Raw genomic sequence first — 16435 nt, 5'->3', positions numbered from 1 at the left:
GGCGCCGCACCTCACCAGGCCACCTCACCAGGCCGGATCGGTCCAGGCGACCTGGATGACCTCGGTGCCCCGACCCCGGCTGACCAGGCGGCCGCGACCGGGTGGCCCCGGAGCCGGACGAACCCCGTCGAGGAGGGGCCCCTCGTCGGGTGAGCCGGCCAACAGCAGGCCGGGCGAGGCGAGGTCGCGGAGCGTCTGCAGCACGGGCTCGTACATCGCCCGCCCGGCGCCACCGGTGCGACGGGCGACGACCAGGTGCAGACCGACGTCGCGGGCCTGGGGGAGCAGCGGCAGCAGCGCCGCGACCGGCGAGGTTGGTTGGGCGATCAGGTCGTAGTCGTCGACGACGACGAAGACCTCGGGCCCCCGCCACCACGAGCGGTCCCGCAGCTGGTCGGGTGTGATGTCGGCGCCCGGTAGCCGGGTCGCGAGGTGGTTCGCCAACTCGGCCAGCACCGGCCCCGCCTGGTCGACGCTGCCCACCTGGTCGAGCAGATGGTCGGGGGACAGCTCACCGAGCAGGGATCGGCGCTGGTCGACAAGAAGGATCTGCGCCCGATCCGGTGGCCGGCTGCGAGTGACCTCCTGGAGGTAGCAGCGCAGCGCCGTGGTCTTGCCGGAACCCGGATCGCCGAGCACCAGCAGATGGGGCTCGGCATCGATGTCGACAGCAGCGGGAGTGAGTCGACTCTCCGTGACACCGACGACGAGGAGCCTCTCGTCGAAGCGGACGGTGGCCCGGGCTCGACACTCGGCCAGGTCGATCCGCTCGGGCAGCGTCCGCAGGCGGGGAGCAGCCGCATCTGGCCACCTCGCCGCGACCCGAGCGACCAGGTCGTCGATGCCGACGGCGAGGGTGTCCGGATCGGCCGCACCGTCGATGCGAGGGAGCGCGGCGAGGAAGTGGGCAGGGCCGGCCACCAGACCGCGGCCGGGACGGTACGGCGGCACCAGCCGCGCCGCCCGCCGGTCGATCTCGGAGTCACCCGGTTCACCCAGCCGCAACTCGAGCACGGACCCGAACGCGTCTCGGACCCCGATGCGGAAGTCCGACCAGCGATCGGCGGCAGTGACCACGTGGACGCCGTAGCCCAGTCCGCGCGCGACCAGCTGCTGCAGCGACTCCTCGAGATCCGTGTGCTCGGCCCGAACCGCTCCCCAGCCGTCCACAATCACGAAGATGTCACCGTAGCCATCCCCCGGGTCGCCAGCCGCACGTCGTGAGCGATAGCTGTGCATCGAGTCGATCCGCTGCTCGCGGAAGCGGGCTTCCCTGCGGTCGAGGAGCGTGGTCAGCTCGGCGATCGCCCGACGGACGAGGGCGGGGTCGCCCCGGTGGGCGACGGTGGCGACGTGCGGCAGGGCGTCGTACGCCGCCCAACCGCCGCCGCGGAGGTCGAGCACGAACAGCTGCACCTCGACGGGAGTGGCCGTCAATGCCAGCCCCGCGGCGAGGGTCTGCAGCAGAGTGCTCTTGCCGGAGCGCGGACCACCGACGACGGCCAGGTGACCGGCGGAGCCGTCGAGGTCGAGGATCAGCGGATCGCGGCGCTGCTCGCGCGGTCGGTCCACGAGGCCGACAGGGACGCGAAGCGTGGTCGGCTGTGGCTTCGAAAGGCCGGGCAGCAGCATGTCCAGGGCGGTGGGTTCGTCGAGAGGCGGCAGCCAGATCCGGTGCGCGGGCGGGCCGGTCGGGCGGAGTCGATCCACGACCCGGGTGAGCAGCGAGACCCCGGACGGCGTGGACTCGGCCGTCGACGCCGAGATCGGCGCACGAATCTCGCAGACGCTCAACGGGAGGATGCCCTGGACGGCGACGTGCGTCTCGGCCGGCGTCGAGACGCACGCGGCCCGGAATCGCACGGGTGGCCCGGCATCCGAGCGCAGGTAGCCCACTCCCGGGGTCGACGGGAGGTCGTGGGCGTCCGGAATGCCGAGGACCACACGTGACTCGGCGGCGGTGAAGGTGCGCAGGCCGATCCGAAACGACAGGTGCGACTCCAGCCCACGCAGCCGCCCCTCCTCGAGCCGCTGAGAGGCCAGCAGCAGGTGGAGGCCGAGCGAGCGCCCCAGCCGCCCGATGGCCACGAACAGGTCCGTGAACTCGGGTCGAGCCGACAACAGCTCGGAGAACTCGTCGATGACCACCAGCAGTGACGGCAATGGTGGCCGGTCACCCAGGCTCCGGTAGTCGCCCACCGACGCGACCCCGGCCGATCGCAGCAACTCCTGGCGTCGGACCAGCTCGCCTGACAGAGCGTCCTCCATCCGGTCGACCAGCGCGAGCTCGTCGGCCAGGTTGGTGATCAAGGCGGACACGTGCGGGAGGCCGGCGAGCTCGCTGAAGGTCGCGCCGCCCTTGAAGTCGACGAGCACCAGGTTGAGCAGCTCCGGTGGATGCCGAGCGGCCAGGCCGAGGGTGAGGGTGCGGAGCAGCTCGGACTTCCCCGACCCGGTGGCCCCGATCACCAGACCATGCGGCCCGACTCCGTGATGCGCGGCCTCCTTCAGGTCGAGGTGTACGACGGCGCCCGCGTCGTCCACGCCGATCGGCACCCGCAGGAAGTCGGCCGGCGGAGTCCCTTCACTCCACGCCGTCGCGGCATCCGTCGAAGTGGCGCCGTTCGCGAGCAGTCGGAGAGCAGCCGTCGCCTCGGCGGGAGAGCCACGCCCGTCCGGCGCGCGTGCATCTGTGCGATGGTCTGCGAGGCGGGTGAGTCGTCGGGCGAAGGCCTCGGCCGTGGCGAGGTCGCACTGGTCGGCCAGCAGGGCCGCCGCCGGACCTCGTCGCGTCGACATCCGGGCCGGAACCGCCTCGGTGGGGTCGTGCGTAGCGTCATCGTCGAGGTCGACCGTCCGCTCACGTGGACCTCCGTCGACGGTGTGCAGGTCGCTGGGATCGCCGTCGGCCAGGTCGACGATCGTCACCCCGGCCCGCTCGGTCCAACGTCTGCTCACCGGTTCCTGGCGATCGTGGACCAAGAGCAGCCGAGGCCGTTCGTCGTGCGTCGCGCTGGGCGCCAGCCCACCTGCCGGGAGCAGGGTGGCGAGGTCGTCGGCCGAGGTGACCACCATCCGCCGCGGGCCGACGGCGTCACGGGCCACCGCGCTCCAGGCGTGCGGGAGCCAGAGGAGCCATCGCCAGTGCCGGAGCCGCTCCGGATCACACCACACGGCCACCATCAGGTTTTCGGGCGAATGCGTTGCCGCGGCCGAGCAGAGCAGTGCCCGGGCCAACGAGCGCGCCGACCCGGTCGCGCCGCGAATCCGCAGGCGGTCGGTCGCCGCGAGATCGACAGTGGTGGGGAGTGTCGGCACGACGCCGTGGACGCCGACCAGTCGATCGAGGGCCACCGCGGCGACCGGGTCGGCCGCGCTGTTCTCCTCGGGAGCGATCAGCTCGATCGCGGGCGGTTGATCGCTCAGCCCGATCCGCGCAGCCAGGACGCCGTCGCCGTCGGCCTGGCGCCGCCACAGGCGTGAGCTACTCCGAGCCAGTGTGGGCAGATCGCTCGGGGCCGGCCATCGCCGATGCAGCACGAGGCGCTGCTGTTGCTCGGCCGCCCGAATCGACGCGCGAGCCCGGGCCAGATGGTCGAGGTAGTCCTCCCGCGCCCGTCGTGCCGCCTGGGACCGCTGGTGGCGCTGCCGGTCCAGCTGGACCAGCAGGAAGCCCAGGGTCGCCACGAGGAAGCACCCTCCCGCGAGCAGGCTGCGCGCGCCGCCGTACTGCCCCAGTGAGGCGATCAGGGCGATCGACCCGACACTGCCGAGCATCGGCAATGCCGCGACCAGGGCGCCGGTCTGCTGGGGCTCCGCGACGGTCGGCGGTGCGCGCAGCCGCAGTTCCCCACTGGGCATCTCGTCGTCGGCCAAGGGACTCACGCGAAGTCACGCTAGGTCGTGGCGCGCCTCCACGACACCCGTCCTGGGCGGGCCTGTGGAGGAGCGAGTTTCGGATGTTGCCCTCGGGGTAGGACACGGGTGCCGCTCGATCAGGGCGGTCCGATCCGGACGCCGATGTTGGAGGACACATGTCGAACGTTGCTCAAGAGATGGGCCAAGGTCACGCCACGCTGAGTCGATCAGCAGCCAAGGTCGCCGAGGCTCAGCAGGACCTGCAGGTGCTGGCCCAACGGCTCTCCGCCCAGTTGGCGGGCGTGACCGGCCAGTGGGTGGGTGCAGGCGGCAGCGCGTTCCTGCGCCTGCATCAGGAGTGGGCTCGCCAGCACCAGGTGATCACTGGAGCCCTGGCCGAGCTCGAGGCCGCGTTGCGCCGCACCGAGCAGGACAACATGGCCACTGATCAGGCCCAGGCGGAGCCGATGACGAACCTGTCGGCCCGGTTGGCCGGCTGAGGTCAGGGAGGAGAGATGAGCTTCGACCTGCGCGTGAACCACCCCCAACTCGAGGCCGCGGTCGATGCGATGCGCGGCGCCGTGTCTGCGATCGACGGCCGTCTGCAGTTGCTGGAGGGCGAGCTGATGCCGCTGCGACACGAGTGGATCGGCAGTGCTCAACAGGCCTACTACGTGGCGAAGGGTCGCTGGGACACCGCGATCGCCGACCTCACCGCGGTGCTCAACGATGCGGCCGCAGTGGTCGGAGCGGCCAACATGGAGTACGCCGCTGCCGATCGGCGCGGTGCCGCCAACTTCTCGGGCTAGGCCCGCTCGTGGCTGCCGCCGACGACAGCTCGGGACCGCTGTGGGTGAGTGTGGTCTCCAGCACCGGCCGCGCTGACCTCGCGATTCCGCCGATGCTGCCGGTGGCCGAGCTGCTTCCCGACCTAGCGGCCCACGTCGGGCTGCCTTCGAACACGGTCGGACTGAGGCTCATCGATCGGACCGGTGAGCCGCTGAAGCCGGATGACGATCTGCAGCGTCAGGGTGTCGAGTCCGGTGCGGTCCTGCAGCTCGCGACCGACACTGGACGAGAGGAGCCGGCTCCGCGCTTCGACGACCTGGTCGAGGCGGCCGAACAGGTCCTGCCACGCCGGCCTCCGTCCGCTGCCGCACGGCGCCGGTGGCTCCCGTCAAGCCTCACTCTGCTGCTGTTGGTGACCGCGATGCCGCCGTTGCTGATCGTGGGTGGCCTCGGCGCCGGCATCGCCGCGGCGGCGGCAGCGGTTGCGCTGCTCCCGGGCGGGCATCTGCTTGCGCGGTGGTCGATGCCTCCGCTGCTGGCGGTGGCGGTCGGCTGGCTGGGCTGCGGCTATGCCGCTCTCTGTGCCGCGATCTTGTCGACCGTGGTCCTGTCGGCGGAGCTGCCGGGTCGCGGCGCGAGTGCTTCGGCAGAGCCGTTCCTCTCGGTGACCGCGGCAGGGGCGGTGGTCGTCGTGGCCGGGCTGATCCAGCTGGTCGGGCTTCATGGCGGCCCTGCTGCCGCCACCCCGCCGGTGTTGATCGGGCTCTGCCTTGTCGCGACCGGCCTTGGTTGCCTGGTGGCGCCGCTCTCCGCGGGGTGCGTCGTCACCGTGGTCGGCGTGTTGGCGGTGCTGGCGGCAGAGGTCTTCCCGACGCTCGCGGTGACCGCTACCGCAGTGCATGCGCCGTGGACCCAGCCTGTGGCCGGCATGACGATGAAGCCGGCCGAGCCGACGGACCCAGCGGAGCCGGTCGATCTGGCCGGCCTGGCCGCCGATCTCCGGGGTGCGCTCAGTGTGGCCGCGGCGATGATCGCCACCGCAGGTGTGCTGACGGTCCTGAGTCTGCCGTGGATGGTCTCGCTCGGGACGGCTGGTGCCGCTCTCGCTGTGATGTGCTGCGTGCTCTCGCTGATGCGGGTGCGTCACCTCAGACCCGGTCCGCTGGTGGCCGCCGCGCTGATCCCTGCCGTGGTTGGGGTCGTGGTGTTGACGGTCTCGCTCGGCTGGCTGCGGCCGGGCTGGCGGATGGGCACGGCGGCGGTCCTGCTCATCGCAGGACTGCTCGGCTTGGCCCTCACCGCGGGGGCAGCGACGACCTCGTGGCGCGCGGCCAGGCTGCTCGATCGACTCGAGTCAGCGGTCCTGGTCTCTGTGCTGCCGCTCCTGGCGCTCGCCATCGATCTGGTCGGCGTCGTCCACGGTGACCGATGACGTCGCGGCACGCGTCAGCACAGGTCCAGGCGTTCTGGCGACGTCGCGTTGTCGACGCTGTGGTCGCACGCGACCCGGGCGAGGGTCTGCCACGGCACGGCCGCGCCCTGAGCTGGGGCTTGGTGTTCGCCACGCTGCTGGTGGCCGGCTTGCTGGTGGTCGACCTGTTCGCATAGACGACCTATTCCGAGAGGAAGTGCCGGGCTCGCGGCACACCGCATCCCGACCGGCGGCGTTCTCCTCGACTCGACGGGCCTCCGGCCCGCCTTCGCTCGTCGGCCTTGCCGGATCGGTCGCGGATGCACCGCTCACTGACCCGGCACCCCTTGGCACCCACAGCGAGCAGGGCGTCGTCCGTCTGCTCGAGCGGAAGCACTGGCAGCTCGCCAGCGGCGTCGCACGGACCCGCCCGCTCACCTGAGGGGCAACAACCCTCGGAGTTCGAGTAAGGCCGTTCTGGCGGAGGATGCGGGATTCGAACCCGCGAGGGCTGTTAACCCAACCCGCTTTCCAAGCGAGCGCCATAGGCCACTAGGCGAATCCTCCGCGAAGGAGGTTACCGGTCCCGTTGGCGGCGGCGGAAATCGAGTGAAGAGGTCGCCGGAGGAACTAACTGGTGTGCGCGGTCGGCATATGCGTCGTACACGCCAGTAGCCGCGAGCCGAGCGCATCCGTCAGCGCCGGTTCGACTCGCTCCGATGGGCTCACCTAGACTCAGCCCAACCCCCCGTGTGGCGGCATCTTGCCGAACTCCCCCAGGGCCGGAAGGCAGCAAGGGTAAGCGAGCTCTGTCGGGTACGCGGGGGGCCTTGCTTTCCACGAGGCTTTCCCCGCGGCCGCGCCCGGCAGACGACCTGGCACGATGGTGCGGTGCTGGTCATCGCGCATCTCAGCGACACCCATTTCGGTGGGAAGTGGCAGCCCGCGGAGCGGTGTCGGCGGGTCCTCGACCACCTCGCGGCCATGGATCCGCCAGTCGACGTCGTGCTGGTCACCGGCGACATCACCGACCACGGGACCGCGGAGGAGTACGCCGAGGCGGCCGAGGTGCTCGGCGGCTGGGCAGGACCGGCACCGCTGTGGATGTTGCCCGGCAACCACGACCGCAGGGAGGAGTACGCCGGCTTCCGCGGCGCCGACCCCGCTCGTCCGGTCAGCGAGGCGCATCGGCTCGGCAACACCGTGTTCGTGATGCTCGACTCGATGGTCCCAGCGCCGGTGGGGGAGCGGATCGACCACGGCCTGCTCGCCGACGAGACGCTGGCGTTCCTCGATGAGCAGCTCGCCGCACGCAGCCCGGGTGAGCGGGCGTTCGTCTGCCTGCACCACCCGCCGGTGACCGTCCACCTGGGCCTGATGGACCCGATCCGGCTGCGCAACGCCGACGCGCTTGCCGAGGTGCTCGACCGGCATGAGGACGTTCTTGCCGTCCTGGTCGGCCACGCCCACAGCGCCTGCGTGACGCCGTACGACGTCATGCGGCGCCCGCTGCCCGTCCTGATCCCGGGCGCAGTGGCCTCGACGGTGACCATGGACGCCGAGCCCTACCCGAAGATCACCCCGGAGGCTGCCGCCCACCTACGCGATCCACTTCGTCGAGGACTCCGGCCGGATCGTCACCCACTGGCGCTCGCTACCGGCTGTCGGCGGCGATGGTTAGGGTTCAGGGGTGGAGTCACCGCTCGCGCTCTATCGCCGCTATCGGCCGGAGACGTTCGCCGAGGTCATCGGCCAAGATCACGTCACCGAGCCGCTGCGAGCGGCGCTCGCGAACAACCGCGTCAACCACGCCTACCTGTTCTCCGGTCCGCGCGGCTGCGGCAAGACCACCTCGGCGCGCATCCTCGCCCGCTCGCTGAACTGCGCCCAAGCCCCGACCGCCGACCCGTGCGGCGAGTGCGACAGCTGCCGTGAGCTGGCCCGAGGCGGCCCCGGCTCCATCGACGTGATCGAGATCGACGCGGCCTCCCACAACGGTGTCGACGACGCGCGAGACTTGCGCGAGAAGGCCTTCTTCGCCCCGGTGCGAGACCGCTACAAGGTCTACATCATCGACGAGGCGCACATGGTGACCACGCAGGCGTTCAACGCCCTGCTCAAGTTGGTCGAGGAGCCGCCACCGCATCTCCGGTTCATCTTCGCCACCACCGAGCCGGAGAAGGTGCTGCCGACCATCCGGTCCCGCACCCACCACTACCCCTTCCGGCTGATCCCGCCGCGGCTGCTGTCGTCCTATCTCGGCGAGCTCTGCGAGAAGGAGGGCGTGGCGGTCGAGCCGGCGGCGTTGCCGCTCATCGTGCGAGCCGGGGGTGGCTCCGCGCGGGACACTCTCTCGGTGCTCGACCAGTTGCTCGGCGGCGCCGGACCGGACGGGGTCACCCACGCACTGGCCACCGGCCTGCTCGGCTTCACCCCCGACGCGCTTCTCGACGAGGTCGTCGACGCGTTCGCGGCCGGCGACGGCGCCACCGTCTTCGGTGTGGTCGACAAGGTCATCGAGACCGGTCAGGACCCACGCCGCTTCACCGAGGATCTGCTCCGTCGGCTGCGCGACCTGGTCATCGTCGCCGCCGTGCCCGACGCTCCCGCGACCGGTCTGATCGACGTGTCCGAGGACGCCGCGGAGCGCCTGGTCGCCCAGGCCGCCCGCTTCGGTCGCGCCGAGCTTGCTCGCGCCGCCGACCTGGTCGCGAGCGGGCTCACCGAGATGCGCGGCGCGACCGCTCCCCGACTGCTGCTGGAGCTCATCTGCGCCCGGGTCCTGCTCCCCGGCGCCGACCACAGCGCCGACGGTCTGATGGCGCGCCTGGACCGGGTCGAGAAGCGGATGACCATCACCGGCACGCCTTCCACGTCGGCCACCGCTCCCGCCCCGCCTCCGCCGGCCCCACCTCCCCCGCCACCCCCGACGGCCCCACCTCCCACCACCGCCCCGGGCCCATCCGACACGTCCGCTGCACCGACCCCTCCCGCGCCGAGCGCCGACCCGACTCCGCCCGAGTCGCCCGAGGACCAGGAGCCTTCGCCGGCCTCGGCCAGCGCTGCGCAGGCTGCGGACCCGGCGATGCCCCCGCCGTCCGAGGACGCCCCTCCGGATCAGGCCGAGCCAACGGGAGACGCAGCGGACGCACCCGGAGCTGCTCCGAACCCCGCCCTGACCCTCGTCGACGTGCGTCGCCTCTGGCCCGACATTGTCGAGGCCACCAAGCTCCGCCGCCGGCTGACCTGGATCCACCTGACCCAGAACGCCCAGGTCGTGGCCGTCGACGCGACCACGCTGACGCTGGGCTTCACCAACGCCGGTGCGCGCGACTCCTTTGCCAAGGGTGGCAGCGTCGAGATCGTCCGCCAGGCCGCCATCGACGTGGTGGGTGCCGACTGGCGCATCGAGGCGATCATCGATCCGGGAGCGACCCCGGAGCAGCCACCGCCCTCGGACGACCCCTGGGAGGCCGCCCCGCCGGCGGCCTCAGCCCGAGCCACGCCGGAGCCCGAGGCGCCGGAAGCGTCCAGCCGAGAGCGGACCGTGCCCGAGTCGCCCGCCGCGGAGCACGCACCACAAGGGTCGGCCGAGGCCGACCGACGAGAGCCACGCACCCCGCCCAGCGCGGCGGCTCGCGAACGGATCCAAGACACCCGAGCCGGTGGCGCGGAGCCCAGCACACCCGACTTCCTCGCCGAGGCCGACGCCGGAGTCGACCGGGACGACCCCGACGCGGAGTCGGCCGGCCTGTCCGGCGCCGAGTTGCTGCAGCAGACGCTGGGCGCCGAGGTGATCGAGGAGATCCCCCATTCTTGAGGAGATCATCTCTTGAGGAGACCGAGCGATCTCCAAGCCGGGGCGAAGCCCCGGACCACGACCAGCGCCACCCTGGAGGGACCATGACTGACAACCCGTTCGACGCACTCGGTGGAGCCGGCGGCTTCGACATGAACGCCCTGCTCGAGCAGGCTCAGCAGATGCAGGATCAACTGCAGAGTGCGCAGGCCCGGCTCGCGGAGCAGAAGGTCGAGGGCTCGGTGTCTGGCGGAGCGGTGACCGTCACCGTCAACGGGGTGGGTGACCTGGTGGGCGTCACCGTCCAACCGGGCACCGTCGACGGCGACAGCGTGGAGGACCTGGAGGATCTCGGCGACCTGATCGTGGCCGCCTACCGAGACGCCAAGGCTCGGGCCGACCAGGTCGCCGCGCAGGCGATGGGGCCGTTGGCTGGCGGCTTCGGCAGCGGCGCGGCCGAGCTGGACTGACGGCCAGGCGATCTGACAGACGCAGAAAGGCAGGAGAGAGCGGGTTGTACGAAGGCGTTGTGCAGGACCTCATCGACGAGCTCGGGCGGCTGCCCGGGGTCGGGCCGAAGGGCGCCCAGCGGATCGCCTTCCACCTGCTCCAGGCCGAGCCGACCGACGTACGCCGCCTGGCCGACGTCCTGCTCGAGGTGAAGGCCAAGGTGCGCTTCTGCGCGATCTGCTTCAACGTCTCCGAGGACGACCAGTGCCGGATCTGCCGCGATCCTCGGCGCGACCCGGCGGTGTTGTGTGTGGTCGAGGAGTACAAAGACGTGGTCGCCATCGAGAAGACCCGGGAGTTCCGCGGCCGCTACCACGTGCTGGGCGGTGCGATCTCGCCGATCGACGGGATCGGGCCCGACCAGCTCCGCATCCGTGAGTTGATGCAGCGCCTCGCCGACGGGGTGGTCACCGAGGTCATCTTGGCGACCGACCCCAACCTGGAGGGCGAGGCGACGGCGACCTATCTCACCCGCACCCTCAAGCCGTTGGGCTTGCGCGTCACCCGGTTGGCGAGTGGACTTCCGGTGGGTGGTGATCTCGAGTACGCCGACGAGGTCACCTTGGGACGCGCGTTCGTAGGAAGGAGATCCGCAGATGACTGACGCAACCCTGCCGAGTCCGAGGCGGGAACGGGCCGCCCAGGTCGACAGCGAGACCGAGGACTTCGCCCAGCAGATCGCCGACCAGGTGGAGAGCTTCCTGCTCGCGCTGCGCGAGATTGCCCGGGAGGCCGACCCGAGCCGGGCCATCTCGCTGCTGCTGCTCGAGGTGAGTCAGGTGCTGCTGGCCGGCGCCCGACTCGGTGCGCAGACCGACTTCACCCCCGAGTCGGAATACCAACCAGACGTCGGCCCCGACGAGGACCTCGACGAGCTGCGGATGCGGCTGGCCGGCATCTTCGGCGACCTCGACACCTACAGTTTCGTCTTCGACCCCTACGTCCCCGAGGTGGTGGACAGTCAGCTGTCCGACGACCTCAGCAGCATCGCCACCGACCTCGGCAACGGGCTGCGCCACTTCCGGGCGGGCAATGTCGAGGAGGCGCTGTGGTGGTGGCAGTTCTCCTACGTGTCCTCGTGGGGCAACCTGGCGGGGGCGATGCTCAACGCCTTGCTCAGTGTGGTGGCCCACGACCGGCTGGACATCGAGCTCGTCGTGGACGAGGAGCAGGTCGCCGCGGCGAATGAGATGCTGGAGAGCGACGACACCGTCCCCCGGTAGACTCCTTCTTCGGCCGCAGCGCAGCGTGGCGGGCCCAGCCGAGGGCACGCGGTCGTCGTTCCAACTCCACCTCGAGGACGCACATCGTGGGCATCGTCGTGCAGAAGTACGGCGGCTCGTCGGTGGCCGACGCCACCGGGATCAAGCGGGTCGCGCAGCGCATCGTCAACACCAAGAAGGCCGGTCACGACGTCGTGGTCGTCGTCTCCGCGATGGGTGACACGACCGACGAGCTGCGCGACCTGGCCGAGCAGGTGACGCCGCTGCCGCCCCCGCGCGAGCTGGACATGCTGCTCACTGCCGGCGAGCGGATCTCGATGGCGCTGCTGGCGATGGCGATCGCCCAGCTCGGCCACAAGGCGCGCTCCTTCACCGGCTCCCAGGCGGGCGTGATCACCGACGCGGCGCATGGCAACGCCAAGATCATCGACATCACGCCCGGCCGCATCGTCAACGCCCTCAAGGAGGACGCGATCGCGATCGTGGCCGGCTTCCAGGGCGTCTCGCAGACGACGAAGGACATCACCACCCTCGGTCGGGGTGCCTCCGATACCACCGCGGTGGCGCTGGCGGCGGCGATGGGGGCGGAGTGCTGCGAGATTTACAGTGACGTCGACGGCGTCTTCACCGCCGACCCACGGATCGTGCCGTCGGCCCGCAAGCTCGACCGGATCTCCACCGAGGAGATGCTCGAGATGGCGGCCTGCGGCGCCAAGATCCTGCACCTGCGGTGCGTGGAGTATGCCCGCCGCTACGAGATGCCCGTCCATGTCCGCTCCTCCTTCTCCCACAAGGAGGGCACCTGGATCGTCCCCACCAGCACAGAGGAAGATGAGATGGAACAGGCCATCATCGTCGGCGTTGCCCACGACCGGAGCGAAGCCAAGATCACCGTGGTCGGCGTGCCCGACAAGGTCGGTGAGGCGGCCCGCATCTTCGAGGCGCTCGCCGCCGTCGAGATCAACATCGACATGGTGGTGCAGAACGTCTCGGCGGCCGCCACCGGCCTCACCGATATCTCGTTCACGCTGCCCCGTGCGGACGGCCAGCGGGCGATGTCGGCGCTGGCCCGCATCCAAGACGAGGTCGGCTACGACAAGCTGCTCTACGACGACCAGATCGGCAAGGTCTCCCTGATCGGGGCGGGCATGCGCTCCCACCCCGGCATCACCGCCCGGTTCTTCTCCGCGCTGGCGTCGGCGGGGGTGAACATCGAGATGATCTCCACCTCGGAGATCCGCATCTCGGTGATCGTCGACGAGTCCGAGGTCGACACCGCCGTACAGGTCACCCACACCGCCTTCGACCTCGACTCCGAGGCCGGCGAGGCCGTGGTCTACGGAGGGACCGGACGATGAACGACGGACACGGGCGCGGTGTGCGCATCGGCGTGGTCGGCGCGACCGGCCAGGTCGGGGTCGCGATGCGCCAGATCCTGGCCGAGCGCTCCTTCCCGGTCGCCGAGATCCGGTTCTTCGCCTCCGAGCGGTCGGCCGGGCGGATGCTGACCTACGACGGCCGCGAGGTCGTCGTCGAGGACGCCACCACGGCGGACCCGAGCGGCCTCGACATCGCCGTCTTCTCGGCGGGCGCGACCACTTCGCGCGCCCAGGCGCCGCGGTTCGCCGCGGCCGGTGTGACGGTGGTCGACAATTCCTCGGCCTGGCGGATGGACCCCGATGTCCCGCTGGTGGTCTCCGAGGTCAACCCGGAGGCGATCGACGAGGCCCGCAAGGGCATCATCGCCAACCCCAACTGCACTACGATGGCCGCGATGCCGGTGCTCAAGCCGCTCCACGACGCCGCCGGCCTGGAGCGGCTGGTCGTGTCGACCTACCAGGCCGTCTCGGGGTCCGGGGTGGCCGGAGTGGAGGAGCTCGCCGGCCAGGTGCTGGCCGCCGGCGAGAAGGCCCGCGAGTTGGCCTACGACGGCGAGGCCGTCGCGTTCCCGGAGCCGGTCAAGTACGCCCGCACCATCGCCTACAACGTCGTCCCGCTCGCCGGGTCGATCGTGGCCGACGGTCTGGACGAGACCGACGAGGAGAAGAAGCTGCGCAACGAGTCGCGCAAGATCCTCTCCATCCCCGACCTGCGGGTCTCCGGGCTCTGCGTGCGCGTGCCGGTCTTCACCGGCCATTCGCTGTCCATCAACGCCGAGTTCGCCAGCCCGCTGCCGGTCGCGCGCGCCCGGGAGATCCTGGCCGACGCACCCGGTGTGGAGCTCTCGGACGTCCCGAACCCACTCCAGGCGGCCGGCAAGGATCCGTCCTACGTCGGCCGGCTCCGCCAGGATCCCGGCGTCGACGACGACCGTGGCCTCGCGCTGTTCGTCAGCAACGACAACCTCCGCAAGGGGGCTGCCCTCAACACCGTCCAGATCGCCGAGCTGGTCGCCGCCCGCCTCTGACCCCGACGTTCCGCCGTCAGATGCGTGGGACGACCACGACGGGCACGGGGGAGTGTCGGATGATCTTGGTCGCGCGGGAGCCCAGGAAGACACTGGCGAGCGGTCCGGCGCTGCTCGAGCCGACCACGAGGAGGTCGCCGTCGTGCTCCCACTCGATGTCCTCGAGGGCCTCGCCCCAGTCGTGACCTTGGCCCACGACCACGTCGATCTCCTGCGGGGGCGAGCCCGCCTCGGCTTGCTCGGCGAGGGCTCGCTCGGCGCGCGAGCGGATGTCTTTGGTCCACTCCTCGAGGATGTCGTCGGCCTCGACATCCATCCGTGCCGTGTCCGGGGGAGGTGCCTGCACGGCGAACGAGGCGAGTCGGACGCCGACCCCTTCGGTCGCGGCAACGTCTCGCACCGCGGCGACCAGGTCACCGGCTTCTCCGGAGCCGCCGTAGGACACGGTGAGTCGGGTGACCTTCGCGTCCGGCGCGCAGCGGAAGCCGCGGGTGGCGAGGGCGACCGGAATCGGTGAGCTGTGCAGTAGCCGGTCGGCGACACTGCTCACCGTCACATGGCCGAACAGGCCGGCCGTGGAGGAGCCCACCGCGATCATGCTGGCCTGCCGCTCCTCGGCGACCTCGAGCAGTCCCGCGGACGCCGACCGGGTCCGGTGGGTGATGAACTCGGCTTGGATGTCGGGCGCGAGGTCGGCGCGAGCCTGGCTCAAAGAGTCTTCGGCTGCCTCGGTGAGATAGGCGTGGTACTCCGCGTCCACCTTGAATCTAGCGGGCATCCAGGGTGCCGGAACCGCGCTGCAGATCACCAGGTCCTCACCGGTGGTCCTGGCCAACATCGCGGCTAGGTTCAGCACTGCCTGCCCACGCCTGTTGGGCGGATAGCCGACGACGATGGTCACTGCGCGTCCTCTCCGCCGGCCAAGCCGACGTGTTCGCGGCGACCGAGGTGGGAGTGGTGCCTGCTGTAGAGGAAGTACCAGACCATAGCGCCGGCGATCCAGATGACGAAGACGTAGAGCGTCACTGGGCGGAGGTCCTTGATGATCCACAGACAACCGACCACCGACAGGATCGGCGTGATCGGGTAGAGCGGCACCTTGAAGCCGCGGGGCAGGTTCGGAGCGCTGCGACGAAGGGCGATCACACCGATCGAGACGGTGATGAAGGCCACCAGGGTGCCGATGCTGGTCATCTCGGCCAGGAAGTTGATCGGGATGAGCCCGGCCAACAGGCTGATCACGATGGCAACCATGATCGTGTTCGGCACCGGAGTCATCGTGCGCGGGTTCACCTTGTGGAAGATCTCCGGGATCATGCCGTCGCGCGACATCGCGAACAGGATCCGGGTCTGGCCGTAGAGCGAGATCAGGGTGACGCTGAAGATCGAGATGATGGCGCCCGCAGCGAGAACGGTGCCGGGCCAGCTGGCGCCGACGACGTTCTCAAGGATGCGGGCAAGGCCCGCCTCTTGACCCTCGAACTCGTCGTACGGCTGGGCGGCGACGCCGACCAGAGAGGTCAGCACGTAGAGCGTGGTCACCACCAGCAGCGAGATCATGATGGCCAGCGGCAGGTTGCGCTTCGGATTCTTCGCCTCCTCGCCCGCGGTGGCCACGCCGTCGAGGCCGATGAAGGAGAAGAAGATCATTCCGGCGGCAGCCTCGACGCCGTGGAAGCCGAACGGCGCGAAGTTCGAGAGGTTGTCGGAGTTCCAGCCCTGGGAGCCGATCAGGATGAACATGATCAGCACGCTGATCTTGATCGCCACCATGATCGCGTTGACGGTCGCCGACTCGCTCGCGCCCCGGATCAGCAGGGTGGCGCACATGACGATCAACAAGACGGCGGGCAGGTTGAAGACACCACCCTGCTCCGGCGCGTTGGACAAAGCGTGCGGAAGCTGGAAGCCGAAGACGTTGTCCAAGAGGCGGTTCACATACTCCGACCAGCCCACCGCGGTCGCCGCTCCGGCGACGCCCCATTCCAGCAGCAGACAGGCGCCGACGGCCAGGGCGATCACCTCGCCGAGCGCCGCGTAGGCGTAGGAGTAGGAAGACCCCGAGACGGGCACCGCGCCGGCGAGTTCTGCGTAGCAGACCGCTGTCAGGCCGGCGACCACAGCGGCAAGGACGAAGGACCAGATCACCGCGGGTCCGGCGACCGGAACCGCCTGGTTGAGGATGAAGAAGATTCCGGTGCCGATCGTGCCGCCGATGCCGATCGCACATAGATGCCAGAGCCCGAGGCTGCGAGACAACTCGCTGGTGCCGGAGTCGGCGCCGGTCTCGGCCGCCATCTCGCCAACCGGCTTACGTCGTAGGAGCTGCTCTCGCAGGCTGGTGGTCATGGGCGCCTCCCGTTGTCGGATGCCGAGCGACACTAGCGGCAACGGTGCGGTTACTGCTCGGTAGACAAGAGGCGTTCGGCATTTGGGAT

The 16435-nt window shown here is 70.3% G+C and carries 13 protein-coding genes, 1 tRNA gene, 1 other RNA gene and 1 pseudogene; 12 read left to right on the top strand and 4 right to left on the bottom strand.

The window, feature by feature from the left end; genetic code table 11:
* Positions 1-24 precede the first annotated feature (24 nt).
* Positions 25-3885 (bottom strand): type VII secretion protein EccCb, encoded by a 3861-nt coding sequence (gene eccCb, locus QM714_RS12150; RefSeq protein WP_415100763.1) that lies wholly within the window; start codon positions 3883-3885, stop codon positions 25-27.
* A gap of 149 nt (positions 3886-4034) precedes the next feature.
* On the opposite strand from eccCb, the gene QM714_RS12145 reads away from it, so the two are divergent.
* From QM714_RS12145 to QM714_RS12130, 4 genes are read left to right on the top strand one after another with little or no spacing between them, the layout of a single operon-like run.
* Complete coding sequence (locus tag QM714_RS12145; RefSeq protein WP_415100761.1) at positions 4035-4358, top strand: WXG100 family type VII secretion target; 324 nt, start codon at positions 4035-4037, stop codon at positions 4356-4358.
* Between the two features lie 15 nt (positions 4359-4373).
* The gene (locus QM714_RS12140; RefSeq protein WP_415100759.1) at positions 4374-4667 is read left to right on the top strand and encodes a WXG100 family type VII secretion target; all 294 of its coding nucleotides are present in this window, start codon (positions 4374-4376) and stop codon (positions 4665-4667) included.
* 8 nt (positions 4668-4675) lie between these two features.
* Entirely contained in the window at positions 4676-6079 is a 1404-nt protein-coding gene (locus QM714_RS12135) for an EsaB/YukD family protein (RefSeq protein ID WP_415100757.1), read from the top strand.
* Positions 6076-6255: a hypothetical protein gene (locus QM714_RS12130; RefSeq protein WP_415100755.1), complete on the top strand. Its 180-nt coding sequence runs from the start codon at positions 6076-6078 to the stop codon at positions 6253-6255. Before QM714_RS12135 ends, QM714_RS12130 begins: the two co-directional genes overlap by 4 nt.
* 281 nt (positions 6256-6536) lie before the next feature.
* Here QM714_RS12130 and QM714_RS12125 read toward each other — a convergent pair.
* Positions 6537-6625 (bottom strand) — tRNA-Ser (locus QM714_RS12125).
* Positions 6626-6800: 175 nt separating this feature from the next.
* On the opposite strand from QM714_RS12125, the gene ffs reads away from it, so the two are divergent.
* From ffs to QM714_RS12085, 8 genes and pseudogenes are all read left to right on the top strand, one after another.
* An RNA gene (gene ffs, locus QM714_RS12120) (signal recognition particle sRNA small type) lies at positions 6801-6891 on the top strand.
* Positions 6892-6949: 58 nt separating this feature from the next.
* Positions 6950-7591 (top strand): annotated as a pseudogene (locus tag QM714_RS12115) (metallophosphoesterase); the annotation flags it as partial.
* Positions 7592-7748: 157 nt separating this feature from the next.
* A complete protein-coding gene (locus QM714_RS12110) occupies positions 7749-9878 on the top strand; it encodes a DNA polymerase III subunit gamma and tau (RefSeq protein ID WP_415100753.1) in 2130 nt (709 codons plus the stop codon).
* A gap of 83 nt (positions 9879-9961) precedes the next feature.
* Positions 9962-10327, top strand: a complete 366-nt coding sequence (locus tag QM714_RS12105) for a YbaB/EbfC family nucleoid-associated protein (protein WP_415100751.1) — start codon at positions 9962-9964, stop codon at positions 10325-10327.
* 44 nt (positions 10328-10371) lie between these two features.
* Complete coding sequence (gene recR, locus QM714_RS12100) at positions 10372-10971, top strand: recombination mediator RecR (protein ID WP_415100749.1); 600 nt, start codon at positions 10372-10374, stop codon at positions 10969-10971.
* Complete coding sequence (locus tag QM714_RS12095) at positions 10964-11590, top strand: DUF5063 domain-containing protein (protein WP_415100747.1); 627 nt, start codon at positions 10964-10966, stop codon at positions 11588-11590. Before recR ends, QM714_RS12095 begins: the two co-directional genes overlap by 8 nt.
* A gap of 86 nt (positions 11591-11676) precedes the next feature.
* Positions 11677-12948: an aspartate kinase gene (locus QM714_RS12090; protein ID WP_415100745.1), complete on the top strand. Its 1272-nt coding sequence runs from the start codon at positions 11677-11679 to the stop codon at positions 12946-12948.
* Positions 12945-13997 carry an aspartate-semialdehyde dehydrogenase gene (locus QM714_RS12085; RefSeq protein WP_415100743.1) on the top strand — a complete coding sequence of 351 codons (1053 nt, stop codon included), beginning with the start codon at positions 12945-12947 and terminating at the stop codon, positions 13995-13997. The genes QM714_RS12090 and QM714_RS12085 overlap by 4 nt, the downstream gene beginning before the upstream one ends.
* A 16-nt stretch (positions 13998-14013) precedes the next feature.
* On the opposite strand, the gene QM714_RS12080 is transcribed toward QM714_RS12085, so the two are convergent.
* Positions 14014-14898, bottom strand: a complete 885-nt coding sequence (locus QM714_RS12080) for a universal stress protein (protein WP_415100741.1) — start codon at positions 14896-14898, stop codon at positions 14014-14016.
* Positions 14895-16346, bottom strand: coding sequence for an amino acid permease (locus QM714_RS12075; RefSeq protein WP_415100739.1), 1452 nt, complete (start codon positions 16344-16346; stop codon positions 14895-14897). Before QM714_RS12075 ends, QM714_RS12080 begins: the two co-directional genes overlap by 4 nt.
* Positions 16347-16435: the final 89 nt, after the last annotated feature.

The sequence above is a fragment of the Nocardioides sp. genome (genome assembly GCF_047602075.1).
In the GTDB taxonomy this organism is placed as follows: Bacteria; Actinomycetota; Actinomycetes; order Propionibacteriales; family Nocardioidaceae; genus Nocardioides.
The sequence above is the reverse complement of the archived record's forward strand: the minus strand, read 5'-3'. Positions and strand labels throughout refer to the sequence as shown.

What these genes read in the sequence shown, in the direction of transcription:
- QM714_RS12095 (WP_415100747.1), top strand. Translation starts at nt 10,964, where the DNA reads ATGACTGACGCAACCCTGCCGAGTCCGAGGCGGGAACGGGCCGCCCAG.
- QM714_RS12145 (WP_415100761.1), top strand. Translation starts at nt 4,035, where the DNA reads ATGTCGAACGTTGCTCAAGAGATGGGCCAAGGTCACGCCACGCTGAGT.
- QM714_RS12130 (WP_415100755.1), top strand. Translation starts at nt 6,076, where the DNA reads ATGACGTCGCGGCACGCGTCAGCACAGGTCCAGGCGTTCTGGCGACGT.
- QM714_RS12085 (WP_415100743.1), top strand. Translation starts at nt 12,945, where the DNA reads ATGAACGACGGACACGGGCGCGGTGTGCGCATCGGCGTGGTCGGCGCG.
- QM714_RS12105 (WP_415100751.1), top strand. Translation starts at nt 9,962, where the DNA reads ATGACTGACAACCCGTTCGACGCACTCGGTGGAGCCGGCGGCTTCGAC.
- QM714_RS12075 (WP_415100739.1), bottom strand. Translation starts at nt 16,346, where the DNA reads ATGACCACCAGCCTGCGAGAGCAGCTCCTACGACGTAAGCCGGTTGGC.
- QM714_RS12140 (WP_415100759.1), top strand. Translation starts at nt 4,374, where the DNA reads ATGAGCTTCGACCTGCGCGTGAACCACCCCCAACTCGAGGCCGCGGTC.